The sequence below is a fragment of the Bradyrhizobium sp. UFLA05-89 genome (assembly GCF_059803475.1).
In genome coordinates, this window is the sequence record NZ_JBANBA010000023.1 from 73,155 (window position 1) to 96,327 (window position 23,173).

The following is a 23,173-nucleotide window of genomic DNA, read 5'->3' on the forward strand; positions in this document are numbered from 1 at the left end:
GCCCGCTGCCCTTTCACAACGATGCGGCCGCGAGCCGTTTGGCCGTACCTGATCTTCTGACCATTCTTGGCGAGCTCTCGAACAACGCGAGCCGTTCAGCAAATGGTTGGAAGTAGTCGCCGAACCTCTTCCAGCAATTCGGGAACAGCGCTGTCGTCGTTCGACAGATACTTTAGCAGGGCATTCTGAAACAGCCCGTCGAACAGCGCATAGAGCACACCGGCAGAGACCGCTGGACGCTTGCCGCCGAGTTCCGCATACCGCGAGGCGATCCGCCAGATCATGTTTTCGAGGCTCTTGTCGATTTCGACGACGTCCTTGCGGAAGGCGTCCTCGAATAGAGCCTGGGCACGTAGATCGTACCAGAGGCGGTGCATGCGCGCCTCCTTGCGGAGGGTTTCGGCGAGCTTGGCAAGGAAGCCCTCCATGAGCTCCTCGCGAGTTTGCGCACTGGCGGTGACCTGATCGTAGCGGGTCACGCACTTGGCCTTGTAGTGGCTGACGCAGCAGCAGATCAGATCGGTCTTGTCACGGAAGTAGTAATGAAAGACCCCATGCGTAAACGCTGAATTCTGCGCGATTTCACGCAAGGAGGTACGTGCGTAGCCGAGTTCGCCCAGCGTCTCGAGCGCGGCTTCGGCGAGTTCGAGCCGGCGCGCATTGAACTTCTCCTCCTTGAGCGCCTCGGTCGCGTCCAAAACGCGCTTCCTTGCACTCGCCACCTGCTGCGCCATCGACGTCCGGTCCTCGTCCTGCTCTGCAGTCGGGGAGGCGAAGATGACTCGCCTCCGTCCAACATGGTCAGTTTACCTGCATCAAGAATTTTGACAATCGTCAAGCCACGCCTTGACAAGTGTAAAGGAATAACTGCACACTTGTAAAAATTATTTTTGACGATCGTCAAGAAAAGCAAAAAGCGACTTGGTGGAGGATAATCGAGCGGAAGCCCGTCTCGTTGATCGTCTGCTACTGCCCGCGAGCCGACGCGCGTGAGAGCGTCGCACCGAGAAAGCCCGCGATCGCCGCCCTGAATCAAAATAAGCAACGGAGGAGACGTCATGAGTGGGAAGACACTTGCTGGCAAAAAGGCCCTGGTGACCGGAGGCGCGCGGGGGATCGGCGCGGCGATTGCACAAGGCCTGGCAAATGCGGGCGCGGCCATCATGATCGCCGATATCCTCGAGGATGTCGGCAAGGACACTGCTGGGACGATCGCGAAATCGGGTGCGAAGACTGGATTTGTGAAGCTCGACGTCACCGACGATCAGCAATGGGAAAGGGCGGTGGCAACGACCGTTTCCGCGCTCGGCGGCTACGACATCCTCATCAACAATGCCGGGATCGAGATCACGTCGCTTGTCATCGATGTACGGGCCGAAGATCTGCGCCGCATGTGCGACGTGAACATCGTCGGGGTCGGGCTCGGTATGAAGCACGCGTTCCGCGCGATGCGTCCCGGCGGCGCAGCCGGGGCAGGCGGCGCGATCGTCAACATTGCCTCCGTCGCAGCCACCATCGCGTTTCCGGCCATCGCCGGGTACTCGGGGACCAAGTCTGCAGTCGATCGCATGACGCGGGTCGCGGCCATGGAGGCCGGCAAGCTTGGCTACGGCGTCAGAGTCAACTGCCTCTATCCGGGCCTGGTGGCGACCGACATGGGCATGAAGCTCGCCGGCGACATCGTGAAGGTCGGGCTCGCGCCGGATCCCAATGCCGCCGTCGCGTCAGTCGTCGAGCAGACCCCGCTCGGCCGGCTCGCGGAGGTCGGCGATATCGCTGACGCGGCTGTGTTCCTCTGCTCCAACGAGGCCCGCTTCATCACGGGAGCCGGGCTGCCGGTCGACGGCGGCATGGGCATGTAGTGCCGCTCGCTTCGTCCTGACCGACGTCGCCGGGGAGGCGCAATCGCCCTTCGGTACGAAGATGCTTGGCCAGGTCGCGGCCGGCTGAACTGCGATCCAAATCAAAACTCAAAATCATCTGGAGGATTCAACATGAGTGAGAAGCGCCCCGTCGTCGTCTATGGCGTGTCCGGCTACACCGGCCGGCTGGTCTGCGAATATCTGCGGGAATACAACATTCCCTTCATCGCCGCCGGCCGCGATGCCGCAAAGGTCAAGGCAGTGGTCGAGAAGATCCCCGGCATCGAGACCGCCGACTACGAAGTCGTCGGCGTCGAGCACAACGTCGAAGCGCTGACCAAGCTGTTCAGGGGCGCGAAGGTGGTGAGCAACATGGTCGGCCCGTTCATCAAATACGGCAATGAAGTCGTCGAGGCCTGCCTCAATGCAGGCTGCCACTACAGCGACACGACCGGCGAACAGGACTGGGTACTGAAGTGTCAGGAGACCTGGGGCGATAAATTCGCGGCAAGAAACCTGCTGCTCGCACCGAACATCGCGCAGATGTATACGACCGGCGAAATCGCCGCCAACATCTGTCTCGAACACCCCGGCCTCGACACGCTGGACATCCTCGTGTTCTGGAAGGGCCTCCCGACCTACGCCTCAACCCAGACGATCTTCACGATCCTGAAGGCGAACTGGTACTATCTCGAACAAAACAAGTTTGTCGAATGGGATGTCACCGCTCGGGCCGACGTCGTGGTGCCGGGTCAGCACGAAACCGCCATTGCGGTGCCGTGGGGCGGTACCGCGCATCCCGTTTGGTTCAAGAACGATCCGCGCGTCTCGAACTGCCGCGTGCTCGGCGGCGTGCTCGCGCGCCCCGTCATGGAGGGGGTGGTTCAGACCACCCAAATGGTCAAAGAGAAAATCAAACCGCTGCCGCCCGATCAGCAGGAGAGGGCTCTCGCAGACATCGCCGCGACCATTCAGGCGGCCATGCCGCCCCGAGAGAATCCACGCATCAACACCTCAATCGACTCCGTGTACGCCTCTGGCCCGCTTGGCCGCGCACACTGTGTTATCCACGGCAACTGCAACTACAAGCAGACCGGAATGTTGCAGGCCTATGCGGCGTTCTCACTGCTGCAGACTCCGCCGAAAAAGGTCGGCTTCGCGTCGGGTTGCCAGGCGTTCGGACATCGCGAATTGCTCGGCCAGCTGCGTAGCTTCGGCCTGGTGATGAACCCGATCCTGACTATCCATAATTGATGGTCCGGCCGGCGCGGCCTTGTCCGCGCCGGCCTCTCGTTCGCGCGGAGGCGGCCATGCGGCTGATCGACTATCTCGACAAGGGTGCCTCGCTGGGCGCGGACGCGCCATGCCTGACCATGGACGGTCGCGACCTGAGCTACGCAGACGTGCAGCGGTTGAGTTACCGGATCGCCCGCGGCCTTGTGCGCGCCGGTATCGCCGCCGGCGACAAGGTCGCGATCCTGTCGGGCAACGATCCGGTCGCGTTTGCGTGCGTGTTCGGCATTTCGCGCGCGGGCGCGGTCTGGTGTCCAGTCAATCCGCGCAACGAGGCGGCGGAGAACAAGCTCATCCTCGACGACTTCGACTGCAGCCTACTGTTGTTTCATTCCAGTTTCGCCGGGATGGTGGAGAAGATCCGCCCCAATCTGCCGAAGCTGCGGGTGATAGTGTGCCTCGACGCTGTATTGCCGTTCGCCCAATCGTTCGAGGCCTGGCTGTCCGATGACGCCGGATATTTTCAGCGCGCCCCGGTCGACGACCTCGTCATGTTGCCGGGCACCGGCGGCACCACCGGCAAGCCCAAGGGAGTGATGTTGTCGGGGCGGAACATCGAGACGATGACGGCGCTCACATTGATGAGCTATCCGTTCAAGGGGCGTCCGACCTACCTCGCCCTGGCGCCGTTGACGCATGCCGCGGGTGTGTTGTGCTTTCCCGTGATGGCGCTCGGCGGGCGGATCGTCATCATGCATCACCCCGATATTGGCGAATTCCTCGCCCTGATCGAGAGCCATCGCGTCACGCACACGTTTTTGCCGCCGACGGTGATATACATGCTGCTCGATCATCCGCAGCTCGACAGCGCGGAACTTGGCTCGCTGCAGTGCTTCTGGTACGGCGCGGCGCCGATCTCGGCCTCACGGCTGGCGGAAGCGCTGCAGCGCATCGGGCCGATGGCGCAGCTGTTCGGGCAGACCGAAGCACCGATGATGATCTCGACCATGGCGCCGGATGAGCATTTCAAGGCCGACGGTTCGATCGCCACCGAGCGGCTGTCGTCCGCGGGCCGTGTGAGCCCGCTCGTCCAGGTCGGCATCATGGATGGCGACGGCAATCTCCTGCCGAGCGGGCAACGCGGCGAGATCGTGGTGCGGGGTTCGCTGGTGATGGGCGGGTACTACAAGAACCCCGAGGCCACCGCGGAAGCCTCGCTCCATGGCTGGCATCACACTGGCGACGTCGGCTACCTCGATGCCGACAACTTCCTCTATATTGTCGATCGCGCCAAGGACATGATAATCACCGGCGGCTTCAACGTCTATTCCGTCGAGGTCGAAAACGCGCTGCGGGCGATCGAGAGTATCCAGGACTGTGCCGTCGTAGGTCTACCCGATTCCAAGTGGGGCGAGCGCGTGGTTGCGGTAGTTCAGCCGAGACCTGGCCAAAGCGTCGATGCTGCCGCCGTTACCGCCTTCGTCAAGGCTCGCATCGGCAGCGTCAAGACGCCGAAGCAGATCGAGGTCTGGAGCGACCTGCCACGTTCCAAGGTTGGCAAGGTGTTGAAGGCCGATGTGCGCGCCAGGCTGCTGCAAGGCCCGGGGTGAGCTGCGCTCACTCAAACGTGCCGACACTTGCATGTAAACCCGCGCTTTTGGTGCCACGAATTTGGTGGTGTGCAATTTCGTGCTTCCATTTGACTGTTTCTCCGGGATATATCGTCGCCGGAGAGCACGACAATGTTTCGAAGGCGGAAGAAAAGCTCGCGCGCGCGTGATGCGCAGCCTGTGCTGCAACCAACCGACCGGGACGATCGTTCCGGCAAGGACATCCAGGCGGGCATCGCTCAATTGAGAAACGTGCCGCGGGAGAAGCTCGCCGATGCGGTGTTTATGCTCTCGATGGCGGCAAAGCGACAAAGTGGGCTGATACGACAATCGATCAATGAACGCGCGAAAGCCGATTTCGATTTTGATCCGCCATCGAGTGGAGATCTGGCTGGCTACCTTGCAGAGGACACGGTTTCCACGTTGCGCCATCACCTAGCGGATGCGCCGACTCTCTTGGATCTCCTTTCTGATCGATCGCCTGCCGTTCACTTCACCGTCAATCAGAGAGGCGCCGTTTCAATGCTTGCTGCGTTGATCCGGGAGCAGCGCCTGGACGGCATTTTGGAGGGGCTCCGGCTTGCTGGCCTTCTGAACGAGTCCTCCAAAGATCGTCATGCAGGATTCGGTTCGTAAGGTCGGACAAAGCTGAGGGAACCTCTGCAAGAGATGGCATCGATCGAAAATTCGTGGCCATTAGCCTAAGCTGACTGCGAATCAACGACGGGATCAAAGTGGGTCGTTCCAGTAAAACGCGTGTTGCGGACCGCGCAAAGAAGCAAAAAAATCCTGCGCCGCGGACTGCGATCTCTTCTTCGTCCCCGCTCGGCATGTTGGCGCTCCATCTGCTGGCGCAATGGAGGAAATCCGCGCGCAATGGTCTTGTCTTTCTCGCCGAGAACGAGAACAGGGCCGAGCGGCTGGGTGCCATTATTCATGCACTCGATCCCTCGTGCGACGCGCTTGTTTTTCCGCGGCAGAATACGTTGCCGTTCGACCAGTTGGAGCCGTCGCATGAGATCGCAGGCAGACGCAGTTCGGTCTTAAGGCGCCTTGCGAAGCCCGAGAAGCCGATCCTGCTGGTGTCCACGGCGGAGGCCGTGATGGAGCGCCTGCCGATGCCGGCGAGTTGGTCCCGCCTGATTGAGCGTCTGAAAGTGGGTGCCGCTTTTTCCGAACAGCACCTTAAGTCGCGGCTTGAGGCACTCGGCTACGATCTCGATGACGAGGCGGACTACCCAGGCGGCGCGCTGTTTCACGGGAAGACATTCGAGATCTTTCCCGCCGGGGCACTTGGTCCATTTCGGGTGGAGCATTCCGGCCATGTCATACGTCGGATTTCGGCGTTCAATCCGGCAGAGCAAGAGGTTCTATTCGACGCGAAAGAGCTCATCATCGATCCCATGTCGGAGCGCCTTACATACGGGAGTAAGCGCAGCAAACGCTCCAATCTGTTCGATTATTGCGGGCGAGCCAGGTGGATTGCGGATGCTAAGGTTCCAGCGCACGCCGACGGCTGGTTGAGCACGATCGAGGAGGCGGCCTGTCGCGCGGACCGGGAGCGCGAATACCTTGGGAGGCGCGACTGGAAGCCGGCGACCAGGCGTATGCATGTGCTGCCCCCAAAGGCACCCTTCACTTCCACGCCGGACTTTTCGAAGCTGGCCTCGCCAAGGAAAGCGCTGCGAACATTCGTCGACGAAACGCGACGCGCTGGTTCGCGGCTCATGTTTGTTGCAGCGCTGGGAGAAGACCTGCGCATCATGGAGCGGATGAGCGGGGTCAAAGCCGAGCGCTTTTCTGGCTGGAGCGAGGCTGCGGTCGGATCCAATCGCGCAGCGGCGCTATTGGCCGACTTCGATACTGGATTTGTCGAATCTGGCCGGAAACCTCTTGTCGTCGTGACGGCAGCCGACGTGCTTGGCAGCCGGGCCCATCATCCACAACCCATGGCCAGAGCGTGGAATGCTGCCTTCGACCATGCTGATGTGCCGGAGGTGGGCTCAGTCGTGGTTCATCTGCAGCGAGGACTGGCTTTGCTCGAGGGGTTGCAGACGGTAGCAACTGGGGGTGTATCGTCGCGTGAGATGATCAGGCTCGCATTTGCAGGAGATGATGCCGCTCTCGTTCCGCCAGCCGACCTGTCCCTGATCTGGCCCTACGCGTCGGAACTCGGGGAGTTGACTCTGGACAAAGCCGACGGAAGCACATGGTGGGCGCGGCGCACCGAGGCGGAGCGCGAGCTTCAGCTTGCCGGCAAGCAGCTTGCGAAGCACATCAGCCAGCGACGTCGCCGGCGGGCCGCGAAACTCGTGCCGCCGGGTTCGATTTACGAGAGGTTTGTTGCGCGTTTTCCCTATTTTACGACGGTAGATCAGTCCAAGGCCATCCGGGACGTGCTGGATGATCTTGCCTCAGGTCACCCTATGGATCGAGTGATTTGCGGTGACGTCGGATTCGGCAAGACCGAGGTGGCTTTGCGTGCGGCGGCTGCAGTCGTGCTGTCCGGGAAGCAAGTGGCGGTGGCTGTACCGACGACCGTCTTGGCAAGACAGCATGTCGCGACCTTCCGCAAGCGTTTCGCTCCGTTCGGTATCGAGGTCGGAAGCCTGTCGCGAGGTGCCTCGACGTCCGAGGCAAGGGCAGCGAAGGAAGATCTCAAGAGCGGAAGACTGAAAATCGTTGTCGGAACGCAAGCTCTCACCTCGAAGGACGTGAAGTTCGCCGAGCTTGGCTTGGTTATTATCGATGAGGAACAGCATTTTGGCGCAGCGGAAAAGGCGAAGCTTTCAGCGCTGACCAAGGGCATCCATACCCTTTGGATGAGCGCCACGCCAATACCACGGACGCTCGCGGCAGGCTTGGCAGGCTTCAGAGATCTCAGCGTTATCGCCTCTCCGCCCGTTCATCGACTTCCGGTCGTCACGAAGATCGCTCCGCTTTCCGACGCTGCAATTGTCGCGGCGCTGTTGCGCGAACAGAGGCGCCATGGACAAAGCTTCTTGATTTGTCCGCGTATCCAGGATCTGGATCCGATGCTGGCGCGGGTACATTCGATGACTCCGGATCTCCGCATAGTCTGCCTTCATGGCAAGCTATCCGCCGACCAAATGGACGACCGGATGATGAGCTTCGTCGAGGGCGCTGCGGACGTTTTGTTGGCGACCAACATCGTCGAAAGCGGTCTCGATATCCCGCGGGCCAACACGATCGTGGTCTGCTGGCCCGAAAGGTTCGGTCTGGCGCAACTCCATCAGCTCAGAGGAAGGGTTGGGCGCAGCGGGATACGCGCGTTTGCGCATTTGCTGACCGATACAGTCGCGGAGCGATCCGAGAAGCGACTGGCTGTTCTCGAGGAGTTCAGCAGACCCGGAGCGGGCTTTGCAATCAGCGCTCGCGATCTCGACCTGAGAGGAGCGGGGGATCTGCTTTCGGAGCGGCAGTCGGGCCATTTGCAGGTGTTCGGACCGGTGCTCTACAGCCACCTTCTCAAATTAGCCTCGGAGAAAGCAGATGACAGGGCTGCCGATCTGTGGGTGCCTGACCTAAATCTTCCCGTCGTCGACATGTTGCCGCCGGGCTACATACAGTCGGAGGCGGTCCGTCTGGAAATCTACGCTCGTGCCGCAAGGTGCCGAAGTGAGGACGAACTGGAAGATCTGAAGGAGGAAACCCTACGTCGCTTCGGCAAACTGCCATCGGCAGCCCGCGATTTCTTTGCCGCTGCAAAGCTCAGGATCGACTGCAGGCGACGGGGTATCGTAAGACTGGACGTGGGACCGGAGGCGGTAGCCGCGACTTTCCTGCCGGGACGACTCCGGAAGTCCAGGGCGCGATCGCTGCAACGCGACGGGGATCGGGTTGTCTACGCAAGCAAGGATCACGAGGGGGCGTTGAGAAAGGTCGAAGAGTTTCTCGACGCTCTGGATGAGTGATCGCGGCGTCGGGCAGGCCGCCGCGAGGCGCGCACGGACCGCGAGCCTGTTGCTATGATCGATTCCTATGCGTTACCCCGGGGAGTCTTGTGAGGGCGCACCAGATTGTCCGACCATGTCGCGGCAATGTGGGGAAGAGTCAGGTCGCACTTCCGATCGAGCAGAAGCTCGAGGACGCGCGGCGGCGTCAAGGGAAGCTCTTGGACACGCTTTCCTGTGGCGTTTGCAACGGCGCATGCGACGGCCGCTCCGACGTTGAGAATTGGCACCTCGCCAGCACCTTTGGTCCCGAGCGGTCCCATCGACGGCGCGCCCTCGTACAGACTGATCTCGACCGGCACGACATCGAGCGCCAGCGGCACGCGATAGGTTTCGAAGCCCCTTTGGCAGACTCGACCGTTACTGCCGATGGTTACTTCTTCGTGCAGGGCATAGCCCAGTCCCTGTACGACACCGCCTTGGATCTGGCCGTGGATCGCGCGCGGATTAAGTGCGCGGCCGACGTCCTGAACCACACGATAGTTAAGGATATCGACATGCCCGGTTTCCGGATCGACAGCGACCTCGCAATCGTGGACAGCGAAGACGGGGATGTCGATCGCGTCGATGAAATGACCGGCGACGCATCCGGGCATCGCCGGCACGCCGGCGCCGGTGAAAGCACCTGTGCCGGAGACCGGGCCGCACAGCGCCTGGGCTCGCATCGCAACCTCGGTCACGGTGCGGCCCGAGCCGGGCGCGCCGGCGATCTCGATCCGCCCCTCGCGCATCACAAGGTCTTCGGGCGCGGCCTCCATCATGTCGGAGGCGACCTTCAATAGCTTTGTGCGCACCTCCTGTGCCGCCGACAGGCTCGCTGCGCCGAGCGAGACTGTGGTGCGGCCGCCGCCGACGCCGACATCGTAACCGGCGGCGTCCGTATCGGCGGCACGCACGATGACGCTCTCTGGCGCAATGCCGAGTGTGCTCGCGACGATCTGCGGCAGGCTTTGCATCATCGAGCCGGATCCGATCTCGACGCCTGAAGTGACGAGTGTCGCCGTGCCATCGGCATTCATATTCACGGTCGCTGCTGACGGGCCGACGAAGACGAACCAGGTGCCGACGGTGGTCGCACGCCCGTAGAGGCGGCCGTCGATGCGCCTGGGCGGTGGCGCAATGGCATCGCGCAGTGTGTCCATCCGGTCGAGCATCGCGCCGAGCACGTCGGCTTCGAACACCTGGCCGGTGGCGCCGATGTCCTTGTCGCCGAGCACGTTGCGGCGACGAAAGAGCAGCGGATCCATGCCGATCCTGGCGGCGATCTCGTCGGTATGCCGCTCCAACGCGAAGGTATTGTAGACGCCGTTGCAGCAACGGAAGGCACCATTCGGTGCGGTGTTGGTGTAGACCGCGCGCGAAACCAGCCGCACCGCGCCGAGCCGGTAGTTTCCGCCGAGCGTATGTGCTGTCATGGTTGTCAGGAAAATCTGCTCGCCGCCATAGGCGCCGCAGTCCATCAGCACAACCGCCTCGCGGCCGACGATCTCTCCTTCGCGCGTTACCGCCGATCGAATCCGGATATCAGCATTTTCGCGAAACAGGCAGGTGAGCATTTCCTCTTCGCGCGAATTGACGAGCCGAACCGGCCGGCCGCTGGCGCGGGCGAGGAGGGCGGCAACGGGTTCGATCGCGAGATCGAACTTGAGGCCGAAGCCTCCGCCGACAGGAGGCACCGTGACGCGGACCTGCGATGCCGGCACGCCCAGAAGGCGCGCGGTGGCGTTGCGGATGCCCCACGGGACCTGCGTCGATGTCTCGATGTGAAACCGCCCGTCCTCGTAGCTCGTGACCACCGCGCGCGGCTCGAATGCGACGTGGTTCTGGCGACCGACCCGGAACGAGCTTTCGACGATCTCGACGTCGGGCCGGGCAAAGGCGGCATCGACATTGCCACGGACGACGGTTGCCTCCCAGGCGACGTTGCCTTCACGCGCACCGCCTTCAAACAGGACCTCATAGTCGCGCCAGTTGGAATGGACCAGCGGCGCGTCGGGCGCCAGCGCGTCCGCCATCGTGAGCGCAGCGGGCAGGGGCTCGATCTCCACCTCGATCGCCGCGAGCGCCGCTTGCGCCTGCGCCAATGTGATGGCTGCAACCGCAGCCAGCGGTTCGCCATCATAGCGGATGACGTCGCGCGCGAAGAGCGGATGATCGGCGACACCGATTCCCATCATGCCGGGTGCGTCTGCGGCCGTCACGATCGCACGCACGCCGGGCATGTGGGCGGCTCTGGAGGTGTCGAGACGGACGATCCGTCCCGAAGGCATGCTGGCCCGGAGCACCGCGGCGTGCAGCATGCCCGGCAGGTAGCGATCGACGGTATAGCGGGTGCGCCCGCGCAGCTTGTCGGCAGCATCGCGTCGGCGGAAGTCCATGGTCGCGGAAACATCGGACATGTCAGAGTCTCCCGATCATTACTTGGTCAGTGCGAGCAGCGTCGCATCAATAATGCGTTCGTAGCCGGTGCAGCGGCAGATGTTACCGGTCAGCGCCGCACGAATATCCTCGCGCGTGGCGTCGGGTCTGGTCGTCAAGAGATGCGTCAGGCTGACCACCATGCCGGGAAAGCACATGCCGCACTGAACGGCATCGCTGACCTCGAGCGCAGCCTGGATGCGGTTCAACTGGCCGTGAGATGCAAGGCCTTCGATCGTGTGGATCTCGCGGCCATAGGCGAGCGCCGCCGGCGTCAGGCAGGATGGAGTGGGCTTGCCGTCGATGAGTACCATGCAGGCGCCGCAAAAGCCCTCGCGACAGACCGGCTTTGCGCCGGTCAGATGAAGTTCTTCGCGTAGGATATCGACGAGCGGGGTGGCAGGATTGGCGGTCGAGGCGAGCCGGTCGCCGTTGACGGTCAGGCTGATAGCCATGTGCATCCCCAGTGGTTTAGGCGCCAAGCGCGGAAGCCGCCGCGCGACGAACAAGGCCCGGCAACACGCTGACGCGATACCAGGCCGGCGCGTCAACGCCGTCGCGGCCGATGAATTCGTCTGCCAGTTCAGCCGCGGTCCGCGCTGCCCCCTCGGCATCGAGCGGACGTCCAATCAGGGCAGCCTCGAGCCGCTCCCATCGCCGCGCAACCGCTTCGACCGAACCCACCGCTATCCGCGCAGCCTGCACCCGACCCGCGGCATCGACGCTGGCCGCGAGGCTGACGATTGCGACCGGATAATCACCGGCTTTGCGCAAGGGAAGGCGGGCATGAGCAGTCTTGCGCTCGCTGCGGGGCACGACGATTTGTGTGACGAGTCGGCCGGGGGCCAATGTCGATCGGATCTTGAGAAAATGCTCCAGCTTCGTGCGTTCGCGACCGTCCCGGCCTGCGACCTCGATCTCGGCATCGAGGCAGAGCAACGCCGGTACGCAATCGGCTGCGGCGAAGTCTGGCGTTGCAAGATTGCCGCCGATCGTCGCCATCGCGCGGATCGCCGGGTTCGCGGAGCGAGCGGCAGCGGCCGCAAGGACATCGAATTCGGGGAGGTCGGCCAAAGCGGCCGCGAGTGCCGTGTGCGTCACCGCGGCTCCAATCTCGACCGCATCGGTCCCGATCTTGATCCCTCCGAGTTCGGCGATCCGGCCTATCACGACGTAGTGTGCTCGCAACGGTTCGTGCCGGATCGGTGATCTCATAATCCACGTGCCGCCAGCAAAGGCCGCGCCGGCCGCGCCGTATTCATTCAGCGCATCGAGCGCACTAGCAAGCGAAGGCGCGACATAGATTGACGACGCCGCATTGTGCGCCTCGGCCGGGGCGCTTTGCACGGAAGAGCCGGTGATCATTGGCTACGCTCCTGTCTCAGGCGATCCAGCAGCACGCCGATGATGACGATCGCGCCCAGCACGACCATCTGGACATATCCGTCAATGCGGGTGAGGTTCATGCCGTTGGATAGGATTGTGATGAACAACGCGCCGACTACAGCGGTCCCAACCCCGCCGCGTCCGCCTGCCAGGCTCGTTCCGCCGACCACGGCGCCGGCGATCGCTTGCAGCGATAGCGCACCGCCGAGGTTCGGCTCGCCCGATCCGGTCCGCGCCGTCATCATGATGGCGCCGAGCGCGGCAAGGGCCGAGCACAGCACATAAGTCGTAACCAGGATGCGCTTCACCGGCAGGCCGGCCACTGCGGCCGCGCGCGGATTGGTGCCGATGATATAGAGCGATCGCCCGAACACGGTGCACGACAGGACCAGGTGGAGCGCGATTCCGATGGCGATGGTGATGACGATGGCCGCTGGCACGCCGAAGATGCTGCCGCCATAGAAAATTTGCGAGAATAGCTTTGGCACGCCTTGCACGGGCCGACCGGAGGAGAGCGTGGTCGCGATCCCGATCGCGATGTTGTAGCTGCCGAGCGTCGCGACGAAGGGATTGACGCCGAGCAGCGCGATGACCATGCCATTGAAGAGACCGCAGGCGATGCCGAGGCCGAATCCGGCGCCGAGTCCAGCGAATAGCACCACGCTGGTGTCGTGACCTGTCGCCGTGGCACCGGCCATTGCGACCGCGGTGCCGACGCTCACCATCGACACCGTCGGGCCCAGCGCGAGGTCGAAGCCGCGCGTCAGGATGACCACCGTCTGAGCCATCGCGAACAGAGCCAGGTAGCTGGTCTGCTGCGCAATATTGAGCAGGTTGGCTGGCGAGAGCACGCCATGGTCGAACGCGGCGAAGCCGAGCAACAGCGCCACCAGCGCAGCCGGCATCACCATATTCCAGAGCCACCGCCCCGACAGCGGCTTGGCGCGATCTGTGTCCTTGGCCATGACGGACAATTCGAGGTCAGACACGGGCCTTCCTCCGTCGGCTGAGTTCGTCAAGCGCCACGGCTGCCACCATGACGACGCCGAGAAAGACCGGCTGAAGGCGCGAGTCGACGTGCAGGAGGTTAAGCGCGTTGCCGAGAATCGTCAGAAACAGCGCGCTGACGGCGACGATCTCGACCCGGCCGATACCGCCGCGGAGGCTCACGCCGCCGATCACAGCGGCGGCAATCGATTGCAGCATCATCCGATCGCCGCCAAAGCTTGCCTGGCCGGAGCCGACCTGCGCGGTGAGCAGGATACCGGTCAGCGCCGCAAGCACGCTCGAGACAACGTAAGTGCCCACGATGTGGCGCTGGATCGACACGCCCGATACCATGGCCGCGTCCACGTTTCCGCCGATCGCGTAGACGTAACGGCCGAACAGCGTGCGCCGCTGCGCGAACACCATCGCGAGGATCACGATCAGCGCGACATGCACGGCGGTCGGTAGGCCAAACGCCTGCGCGCGCCCAAAGCCCTTCACGAAGATGTCGGGCATGCCGTAAACGGGGATTCCATTCGTAATCATGAGGCCAACGCCGGCAGTTGCCGACATCGTGCCCAGGGTCACCACGAAGCCGGAGACCTTCAGTTTTGCCACGCAGAATCCGTTGATGAGCCCGACCACGAGCCCGCAGCCGAGCCCGGCTGCAACGCCGCTTGCAATGATGAGGGCTGTGCTCTCGGGAAACGCGGCAGCGGTGGTCGCCATTGTCTTGGCGGTCACGACACTCGCGAGTGCGACGACGGCGCCGACGGACAGATCGAAGCCGCCTGCGATGATCACGAGCGCCTGGCCGCAGGCAATGATGGCCAGCAGGGCGCCGTTACGCAGGATATTGAGAATGTTGATGATGCCGTAGAACTGGGGATCGACCGCTGACATGCCGACCACGAGCAGCACCATAAGTGTCGGCAGAAAACCAATCCGGCCGACGATCGATCTGAGGCCGATCGAACTCCTCGGCCCCGCGGTGGCGAGCGCCGTGCTCATGCTACCTCCGCGGTGAGAAGATCGCGGAAGAAGCTCGAAAGCACGTTCTGCTCGTTTTTCGCCTCACCCGTCAATTCCGCGGCGATGCGGCCGTGATGCATTACATAGAGCCGGTTCGAGAGCGCCAGCACCTCCGGCAATTCCGACGAGACCACGATCACCGCGGCGCCGGCCTCAACCAGGCGCTTCATGAATTCGTAGACCTCGAGCTTGGCGCCGACGTCGATGCCGACGCTCGGCTCGTCGAACAGGAACACGGTGAGCTCGCGCGTTAGCGCGCGGCCGAGCATCACCTTCTGGCGGTTGCCACCGGACAACGCGCCGGCGGCGCGCTCGATATTGGGTGGCCTGAGCTGCAACTGCGCCATGATGCCGCCGATGCTGGCGCGCTCCGCGGCCTGCCGCAGCACGCCGAACCGGGCGAAGGCGGGCAGGTCGAGCACCGTCATCGAGGCGTTCTCGCGTATCGGCCGGGACAGCGCGAGCCCTTCGGCGATGCGGTTGGCGGGGAAATAGGCGATGCCGCGCTTCAGGCTGCGCCGTGGGGCAGCGGAGTCATAGGGTGAGCCATCGATCCGGATCACGCCGGATGTCGCCGGCTCGATGCCGTAGATGGCGCGGATCAGCTCCGACTTGCCGCAGCCGACAAGACCGGCGATGCCAGTGATCTCGCCGGCTCGGGCATAGAGGTTCACATCGCGGACACTGCCGTCGGCAAGGCTGAGGTTTTCGACGTCGACCATCACCTTGTCCGGCTTGTGCGCGATGGTCGGGAACAGCAGATCGATCTTCCGGCCGGTCATCAGCTCCACGAGCTCTCCGTCAGTCGATGTCGCAGCATCGAGGGTGCGGATGTGGCGGCCGTCGCGGAGCACGGTGACGCAGTCGGCCAGGGCGCGGATCTCGCGCATGCGGTGCGAGACATAGATCAGCCCGACGTTCTGGCTTTTCAGCCGGGCTATCAGTTCGAACAGGCGTCCGGTCTCGCGCTCGGTGAGGGACGCGGTCGGCTCATCGAGGATCAACAGGCGTACCTTGCCGAGCAGTGCCTTGGCGATCTCGGCCATCTGCTGATGCGCGCGGGAGAGGTCATCGACCCGTCGCGAGGGATCGAGGTCGAACCCAAGCTCGTCGATGAGCGCCCCGGCACGCTTGCGCATCTCGCGGGCACGCAGGACGCTGCCGTTCGTGATCTCCCGGCCCAGAAACAGGTTTTCTTCCACGGTGAGACTTGGAACGAGCGAAAACTCCTGAAACACTGGGCTGATGCCGATCGCGCGCGCCCGTTGCGGCGTAAGATGACGGATCTCTTCACCCTCGAAATGGAAGGTGCCTTCATCGGGCGGAAACGTCCCCGACACCACGTTGATCAGGGTCGATTTGCCGGCGCCGTTCTCGCCGAACAGGACGTGCAGCTCGCCCGCACGGACATCGAGATCGACCCGGTCGAGCGCACGGACGCCCGTGAAATGCTTCGAGATGCCTCGCAATTGAAGCAGAGGCTTGGCCGGCTTCGGGTCGATGTCGACATCCATCTGCTGCTCCGCAGGCGCTGGGATGAGAGGCGGGAGACACATCTCCCGCCTCAGTGATGCGCAGACTTACTTGGCTTTGACCGAGTAGACCGGGGTCCACTTCGCCGGCGCCAGCACGAGATCCATCTGCAGTTTCGGCACGGTCGTCTTGTCGATCACCGCCGCCGCCGGTTGAACGAGGCTCATCACCGGCTTCTTCTCGATCAGACGCACCGCCTGGTCGATCGCGATTGCGCCTTCGCCGACTGGATATTGGGTTGCGAAGGCGAGGATGTCGCCGCGGTTCAGCGCGTCGAGCATGGCTTGGTTTTCATAGGACGAGACGATCTTCAGGTCGCTTCGACCGGCCTCGGCGACGGCGCCGATCGCAGCTTCGGCCGTTGGCGCGGTGCCCCAGATCACGTTCATGCCGGGATAGGCCTGCAGCGCGTCCTGGATGAGCTGGAGCTGCACCGCGACGCCGGAGTCGCCGAATTTCTCGGCCAGAATCTTCGCGTTCGAGTTCTTGGCGATGGCCTTCTTGAAGCCTTCGTTGAACGACTCGGCCCAGCCCGAGCCGGCCGGTCCGGGGAACGTCACGATATTGAGCTTGTCGCCAGGCTTGGTCTGAGCCAGCAGGCCTTCGCCGGTGACCTCACCCATAGCGACGAAGTCGACATAGTTGGCAGCGGGCAGGGCGTTAGGCGGCAGCGGATTGGTGACGCCAACGACCGGAACGCCCTTGGCCTTGGCCTCTTCGAACTTCTTGCTCAGTCCGGCGCCGGAGATGGCGCCTACGATGATCGCATCGGGACCGCTCGCCAGGCAGTCATCGAATTGCGAGAGCTGTTTGGGTAGGTTCTCGTAACCACCAGCTTCGTAGAGGTTCATGTTGACGTTCATCGCCTCCGCTTGCTTCACGATGCCGTAGGCGACGGCGACCCAAAAACTGTCCTTCATGTGGGGAAAGAGCACGCAGAGTTTGTAGGGCTTCTCTGCTTTCGGCAGCGGCGTGTACTCCGCAGGCGTGGGCGTTCCGGATGAGGCGTCGTAAATCTTCATCGGGAACCAGGGCGTGTCCGCCGCAGCCGGTGTCATCGCAGAGGCGGCAAGTGCGAGAGCAGCCAGGCCGAGTGCGGAACGGATCGGCCGAAACCGGTTGGGAGAAAGGCATGTTGTGCTCGTCATAGTGCAATCCTCGGGGTTTGAATGAAAGGTAAGGACCGACGACTTCGGGATCCTCGTTTATTCACGCGCCACGCCGCCCGTGGGCGGCGCGGTTACCGATGGTGATCAGGTCCACATCGCGACCGAGCGTCGTTCGAATACGTCGCGGAACTGGCGTGTCGATTCGGGAAGCAGCGCTCCAGTGCCCCAGTCGAGGATCACCGCGTGCTTGCGGATCACGTCGAATGCATTGATCGCGCCGCTGCGATAGCGCTCCGCCACGACTTCCGGGTCCAGCCGGACATTGGCGACGCGTTCGGCCCGGATCTTTGCGCGCAGAGCGTCGGTCGCGACCTTGTCGATCTCGTAGCTGCAAAGCTCTGCATCGATCGTGTGCACGACGACGCCATAATCCTTGGCCGCGCGTTCGACCGAGACGTAGTCGTCCTTGATGTCCTCGATCACGAGGTGCGGATCGCGTTCGAGCGGATCGCCGAATCCGCCGCCGCCGGCGGTCGGCCGGGAGAAAATATCGCCTTCGCCGATCGGGACGTCAGAGAAGATCGAGCCGAGCCGTTCCTCGGCCTTGCTGCCCGCGCGCTTCAAGGTCAGGCCGTGCGGCATGGAGGGCAGGCCGCCCTCGATGCCCCAGACCACGGCGCGCTCGCGATCGCAGATGTAGGATATGACGGTCTTTTCGGCCTGGAGCATGCGTGACGTCTTCACCACGCCGGCGCCGCCGCGCCATTTGCCGGGGCCGGGGGAGTCTTTCAGGATCTCGCACTCGGTGGTGAGGATCGGATTGGCTCGCTCCTGGCCCTCGACCGGTTGCGACATCAGCCCGGTGCCGAAGCAGGCCGTGGTGACATTGCTACCGTCCTTGCCGTTGCGGCCGCCCCAGCCACCCGGGAGCCAGTCGTAGAACATGAAGATCGGCTTGTCTGAGCTGCGCGCATCGAGGCCACCGGTGAGCAGATATTCGAGATTAAAGGCGCAGGCGAGGGCCCGCTCCGGCATCAGCTTCGACCACATCTCGTAGATCGAGTTCATGATCTTCTCGAAAGGCATAAGGAAGCCGGTGACTGCGATCGGCCATTTGGCATCGACGATCGAGCCCTCGGGCGCAATGATCTCGAAGCAGCGGTAGAAGCCGGAGTTTAACGGCAGGTCCGGGAAGAACGTCTTCATGCCGGCGGCAACGGCGGAGAATGTCGAGCCGAACGCCGAGTTGTAGATCGAGCCGATCGTCGGATGGCTGCCGGTGAAGTCGTAGATGACCCGATCGCCCTTGATTGTCATCTTGATGCGGATCGGGATCATGCCTTCGCCGCCGGCCGGATCTCGGTCGATGAAGTCGACGGTCTCCCACTCACCGTCGGGTAGCGCCGCGATCCGCTGGCGCGCCGAGCGCTCGACATAGTCCTGCACGGCGGCAAGCCCGGTTTCGACGGTATCGCGCCCATATTTATTGACGAGACGCAGGATCTCGCGCCCGCAGACCGCCGTTGCCTCCGCCTGGGCCTGGATGTCGCCGATGATCGAGGCGGGGTCGCGCGTGTTGGAGGCGATGAGATGTGCGACGTCCTTCTTGAGACCATTCCTGTCGAACAGGCGGATCGGCGTGATGCGCAGACCCTCGCGGAACATTTCGCGCGCGGAGACGTCGAACGAGCCGGGCACGCTGCCGCCGACGTCCGACCAGTGTCCGTTGGACTGGCTGAAGGCGATGATCTTGCCGTCGGCGAAGATCGGGCGGATCAAGCGGACGTCGGAAAAGTGCGTGCCCCCGGCATAGGGGTCGTTGATGGCGAAGACGTCGCTCTCATGCATGTCGCCATCGAAATGGCGCATGACGTCCTGGCAGGTGAAGTGCAACGTGCCGACGTGGACGGCGATGTCCTGATTACCCTGGGCTGCACATTCACCTTTGGCGTCGTGCAGCGCGCTCGAGAAGTCGCGGTTGTAGATGACGAAGGAGTAGCATGTCCGCAGCACCTGCTCGCCCATCTGGTCGACGCTGGTGATGAAGGAGTTTTTGAGAACCTCGAAGGTCACGGGGTCGAGCGGGAGATCTCCGGCCATGGTTCACTCCTTCACGCGGATGATGATGTTGAGATACTTGTCGACCTCGGCGCTGGCGCCGGGCGGCACGACGGTGGTCGCATCGACCTGCTCGATGATCGCAGGGCCTTGGAAGGAAAAGCCGCAGGGCAGGTCGTCGCGCTCGTAGATGGGCGTGTCGAGCCCGTTGCCGTCGAACCAGACCCTGCGGCGGCCGATCGGCTCAGGGATCACACCGGTCGGTTCGTGAACGGCAAATTCGGCCTTGGGAACGATGCCGACCGCCTTCAGATTGAGGCGGAAGAAGCTGACCGGTGCGCTGTCACGGCGGAAATTGTATTCGCGCTGATGCTCGGCATGGAAGCTCTGCACGAGATCGGAAATTGCACCGATCGGGTGCGGTGCGTTGACGGCGAGCGAGCGCCACTGGCCGCGATACATCATGTCGATCGAGCGCTGCAGAACGATGTCCTTCTGAGCAACGCCCTCATGGCTGAGTCGCGCGAGAGCGTCCTTCTCCAGCTCCGCGAACTGCGCCTCGATGTCAGCCGCGTCGGCGTCGGCCGCGTCGACCATGCAGCTCTGCGAAAAATCGTGCTGCATGTCGACCAGCAGGCAGCCGAGCGCCGATGTCACGCCGGGATTGGGCGGCACGATCACGACGGGGATCGCGAGCTCGCGCGCGACGTCGACGCCGTGCAGGGCGCCGGCGCCGCCGAAGGCCACAAGCGCGAAGTCGCGTGGATCGTAGCCGCGGCTGATCGAGATCAACCGCACCGCATCCGACATGTTGGCGTTAGCCACCTTGACGATCGCGTCCGCTGCCTCGTGCAGACCGAGGCCGAATGGCTTTGCAACGCTGTCTTCGACTGCCCGTTCGGCCAGTGCGGGGTCGAGCTTCACCTTGCCGCCGGCGAGGTTGGTGCCGAGGCGGCCCAGCGTGACGTTGGCATCCGTGTTGGTCGGCTGGGTGTTGCCGTTGCCGTAGCAGGCCGGTCCGGGATAGGCGCCGGCGGATTGCGGGCCGTTGCGTAAGGAGCCCGCCGGATCGGTCCAGGCCAGCGATCCGCCGCCGGCACCGATGGTGAGCACCTCGATCGAGGCAAAGCGAATCGGATAGCCGAACTCGATATGCCAGTCCTTGGTGATACGTGACTGCCCCTCATAGGCCAGCGACACGTCGGTCGAGGTGCCGCCCATGTCGAGGCCGATCGAATGGGGGAAACCGCAGAGCCCTGCAATGTAGCGGCTGGCGATGGCACCGGCGGCAATGCCGGAGCCGGCGAGGCGTGCCGCAAAGTCCTTCACGCTGGCCGGTGTCATCACGCCGCCACCGGTATGAAGCAGCAGGAGATCGCGGGAGTAGCCGTCGTGGGCGAGGCGATCGCCGAGCCGGCTCGTATAGTTCACGACGACCGGACTGACGACGGCATTGGCAACTGTCGTCGAAAATCGCTCGTGCTCGAAGATTTCAGGAAGCACCTGTGAGGAGATCGAGACCGGGATGTCGGGCATCTCCGCGAGCAGGATGTCGCGCATGGCGCGCTCGTTGGCGCCGTTGAGATAGGCGTTCATGAAGCACACTGCGATCGCGGCGACGCCCCTGCGCTTGAGGATGCTTGCGACATTGCGCGCGGCCTCGACGTCGAGCGGTTCGATCACCTTGCCGCTGGCATCGACCCGTTCGGGTACGGTCAGGCGGTCGCGCCGCGGAACATAGGGTTTGACGACGTCCTTGTAGGTGTCCCAGAGATCTTCCTTGTTGGCGCGTCGGATCTCGATGACGTCGCGAAAGCCCTTGGTCGTCACCACGGCCGTGCGGGGCAGGCGGCGAGTGATCAGCGCGTTGGTGGCGACCGTGGTGCCGTGCGAGAACAAGGCGACCTTGGACAGATCGATTCCCGCCTTCGAGACGCCGCCCATGATCCCTTCGATCGGATCGCGCGTGGACGATGTCTTCTCGATCCGGATGAGGCCGGTCGTCTCATCCATGATGCAGATGTCGGTAAAGGTGCCGCCGACATCGACGGCCACGCGAAGATTCTGCACCATGCGTCTTCCTTTCGAACAAGCGTTTCGCCGATCATAGGCAGATCGGCGGCTTGTCTTCTTGACGCTGAGCGCAGGAAGATTTGTGCGAGAGAGCGACGGGCGTGGGTGCCCGGATCGGCGGCGGGTTGCCTAGAAATCGGTCAACTGGACACAGGTGACGTTGTTTTCAGGAATTGGAAGCGCGCGAGGTCGCTCGCGCCTCGCTCGGTGTACGGCCAAAACGGCCGCGGTAGTTGCGGCTGAATTGTGCCTGGTCGGCGAAGCCCCACTGATAAGCAATTTCCGAAATGCTCTTTCGGCAATTGGGATCGCGCAGCAGTGCGTCGCACATCGAAAGACGCTGGTTGCGGATATAGGCGCAGACGGTCATACCCTCGCCCTCGAAAATCTGGTGCAGATATCGAAGCGAGATGCCGCAACCATCGGCGATCATCTGGGGCGTGAGCCGCATGTCCTCGAGGCGAGTACGAATGAAATGCTCACAGCGCAGCAGGTGGCCGTTGCGCACCGACGAGGAGTGCCCGGTCAGCACGCGGTCGTCGGACTCGATGGCCATGGCCACGAGTTCGATAAGGTGCTTGCCCATCATCGTGCGCGCCGTCTCGTCCATCTCGCCAATGCGCTCGCCGGCAAGTCGCAGTGTGTCGACGAACAGCGCACCGACGCTGCGGTTGGCATCGAATTGCAGCGTGGCAAGCCGTTCTGGGCGCGAGATACGTGCACGCAGGACCGCGCTCGGGATTTTCAGCACCCACAGCGCCGCTGGATCATGGTGGCTGAATTCGTAAGGTAGGTGGCTGCGCTCGATCACGAAGGCGCCAGGCCGGCAGCGCACATCCTTGCCGTCCTGCTCGAAGCGAATTTCGGCGAGCTCTGGCACGGTAATCAGGAAGGATTCGTCCCCCGCATTCTGGAGATGCCGCTCGTGGCGCTTGTAGAGCAGACCGTTCGCGATGTTTCGGGATACGGAGACCGGCCCCATGGACCAGGCACCGAGACTGGCGCTGAAGTCACTGCGGCTCGGAAAGCGCAGGTCCAGCGAGAAATAAGTCCTGGAGACGACGTCCTGCCAGTACTGACGCCGGGCTTGCAACGGAATGTCGGTGGTCGCGTAGGTGATTTGCATGTCTCACTCCCGCCGCCGGCTGTGCCTCCGGTTGTCGTGTCCCCGCGCGAGTGTGGCGAGGGCAGCCGGACGGCGTCAAGTCGAACAAATACGGAAAACAGATATCTTAGATTTCGATCGCCTCCTCGGCCCGATGCCGATGGTCTAAGCTGACCGGGGGCCTGGCCGGACCGACGCCGGCAACCGCAAAGCGCATGAAATCGAGGAACGCCTTGGCGGCCTCCGAGAGTTTGGTGTCGCGCCGCCAAGCGAGGCCCACATCCATGCTGGGAACCTCATCCTCGATAACGCGGGTCTCGATCCGCTGCCCTTCCAGCGACCAGGGCCGGTAGATCAGGTCGGACAGAATGGCGATACCCATGCCGCCCGCAACCATGGAGCGCACAGCTTCGACGGAGGAGGTGCGGAAGACAGTTTTCGGTTCGAGCGCCGCATGGGTCCAATAGCGCATCGAGGTGTGCTTGGCCTCGTCGACGGTGAGCATGACGTAGGGATAGGTCGCGATCTCCGAGAGATGCACCCGCTCGGCGCGGGTCAGTGGATGCTCAGGTGCAAGCCACAGCCGGCGCGGCGAGCGCAATAAGGTCTCGCTGACGAGCATGGCATTGTCGCGCAGGTTGGAGACCAGCATCACCGCCAGATCGAGCGCGCCGTCGACGAGTGCACGTTCGAGCACGTCGCGCGGCGCCTCGAACAGCTCGATGGTGATGCCGGGAAAGCTCGCCTGGAAGCGCATCTGGTGGCGCGGCAGGAAATAGCCGGACACCGTGTA

Annotated in this window: 17 protein-coding genes; 5 read left to right on the top strand and 12 right to left on the bottom strand. The window is 63.1% G+C overall.

Annotation, left to right across the window (positions count from 1 at the left end; translation table 11 throughout):
• Positions 1-95: 95 nt before the first annotated feature.
• Positions 96-734, bottom strand: coding sequence for a TetR/AcrR family transcriptional regulator (locus SO139_RS14985; protein WP_449379901.1), 639 nt, complete (start codon positions 732-734; stop codon positions 96-98).
• A gap of 324 nt (positions 735-1,058) precedes the next feature.
• Between SO139_RS14985 and SO139_RS14990 the strand changes: the two genes are divergently transcribed.
• The 5 genes from SO139_RS14990 (at position 1,059) to SO139_RS15010 (ending at position 8,640) form a co-directional block, all read left to right on the top strand.
• The gene (locus SO139_RS14990) at positions 1,059-1,862 is read left to right on the top strand and encodes an SDR family NAD(P)-dependent oxidoreductase (protein ID WP_449379902.1); all 804 of its coding nucleotides are present in this window, start codon (positions 1,059-1,061) and stop codon (positions 1,860-1,862) included.
• Between the two features lie 132 nt (positions 1,863-1,994).
• Entirely contained in the window at positions 1,995-3,116 is a 1,122-nt protein-coding gene (locus SO139_RS14995) for a DUF5938 domain-containing protein (protein WP_449379903.1), read from the top strand.
• Between the two features lie 56 nt (positions 3,117-3,172).
• Positions 3,173-4,705 (top strand): AMP-binding protein, encoded by a 1,533-nt coding sequence (locus SO139_RS15000; protein ID WP_449379904.1) that lies wholly within the window; start codon positions 3,173-3,175, stop codon positions 4,703-4,705.
• A 132-nt stretch (positions 4,706-4,837) separates the two neighbouring features.
• On the top strand, positions 4,838-5,341 hold the full coding sequence (locus SO139_RS15005) for a hypothetical protein (RefSeq protein WP_449379905.1): 504 nt from the start codon (positions 4,838-4,840) through the stop codon (positions 5,339-5,341).
• Positions 5,342-5,535: 194 nt separating this feature from the next.
• Positions 5,536-8,640, top strand: a complete 3,105-nt coding sequence (locus tag SO139_RS15010; protein ID WP_498540192.1) for a DEAD/DEAH box helicase — start codon at positions 5,536-5,538, stop codon at positions 8,638-8,640.
• Positions 8,641-8,705: 65 nt separating this feature from the next.
• Here SO139_RS15010 and SO139_RS15015 read toward each other — a convergent pair whose 3' ends face one another.
• The 11 genes from SO139_RS15015 to SO139_RS15065 all read right to left on the bottom strand — a co-directional run.
• The gene (locus SO139_RS15015) at positions 8,706-11,078 is read right to left on the bottom strand and encodes a xanthine dehydrogenase family protein molybdopterin-binding subunit (RefSeq protein WP_449379906.1); all 2,373 of its coding nucleotides are present in this window, start codon (positions 11,076-11,078) and stop codon (positions 8,706-8,708) included.
• 18 nt (positions 11,079-11,096) lie between these two features.
• Positions 11,097-11,552 carry a (2Fe-2S)-binding protein gene (locus SO139_RS15020; protein WP_449379907.1) on the bottom strand — a complete coding sequence of 152 codons (456 nt, stop codon included), beginning with the start codon at positions 11,550-11,552 and terminating at the stop codon, positions 11,097-11,099.
• A gap of 16 nt (positions 11,553-11,568) precedes the next feature.
• A complete protein-coding gene (locus SO139_RS15025) occupies positions 11,569-12,462 on the bottom strand; it encodes an FAD binding domain-containing protein (protein ID WP_449379908.1) in 894 nt (297 codons plus the stop codon).
• The gene (locus SO139_RS15030; RefSeq protein WP_498540190.1) at positions 12,459-13,472 is read right to left on the bottom strand and encodes an ABC transporter permease; all 1,014 of its coding nucleotides are present in this window, start codon (positions 13,470-13,472) and stop codon (positions 12,459-12,461) included. The genes SO139_RS15025 and SO139_RS15030 overlap by 4 nt, the downstream gene beginning before the upstream one ends.
• Positions 13,465-14,481 carry an ABC transporter permease gene (locus tag SO139_RS15035; RefSeq protein ID WP_449379910.1) on the bottom strand — a complete coding sequence of 339 codons (1,017 nt, stop codon included), beginning with the start codon at positions 14,479-14,481 and terminating at the stop codon, positions 13,465-13,467. The genes SO139_RS15030 and SO139_RS15035 overlap by 8 nt, the downstream gene beginning before the upstream one ends.
• Positions 14,478-16,016, bottom strand: coding sequence for a sugar ABC transporter ATP-binding protein (locus SO139_RS15040; RefSeq protein ID WP_449379911.1), 1,539 nt, complete (start codon positions 16,014-16,016; stop codon positions 14,478-14,480). Before SO139_RS15040 ends, SO139_RS15035 begins: the two co-directional genes overlap by 4 nt.
• Positions 16,017-16,082: 66 nt before the next feature.
• Positions 16,083-17,183: a TMAO reductase system periplasmic protein TorT gene (gene torT, locus SO139_RS15045; RefSeq protein ID WP_449379912.1), complete on the bottom strand. Its 1,101-nt coding sequence runs from the start codon at positions 17,181-17,183 to the stop codon at positions 16,083-16,085.
• Between the two features lie 105 nt (positions 17,184-17,288).
• Complete coding sequence (locus SO139_RS15050) at positions 17,289-19,244, bottom strand: hydantoinase B/oxoprolinase family protein (RefSeq protein WP_449379913.1); 1,956 nt, start codon at positions 19,242-19,244, stop codon at positions 17,289-17,291.
• Between the two features lie 3 nt (positions 19,245-19,247).
• The gene (locus tag SO139_RS15055) at positions 19,248-21,272 is read right to left on the bottom strand and encodes a hydantoinase/oxoprolinase family protein (protein WP_449379988.1); all 2,025 of its coding nucleotides are present in this window, start codon (positions 21,270-21,272) and stop codon (positions 19,248-19,250) included.
• A gap of 169 nt (positions 21,273-21,441) precedes the next feature.
• Complete coding sequence (locus SO139_RS15060; protein ID WP_449379914.1) at positions 21,442-22,401, bottom strand: AraC-like ligand-binding domain-containing protein; 960 nt, start codon at positions 22,399-22,401, stop codon at positions 21,442-21,444.
• A gap of 106 nt (positions 22,402-22,507) precedes the next feature.
• Positions 22,508-23,173 (bottom strand): LysR substrate-binding domain-containing protein (locus SO139_RS15065; RefSeq protein ID WP_498540191.1); only part of this gene is annotated, 666 nt, incomplete at its 5' end.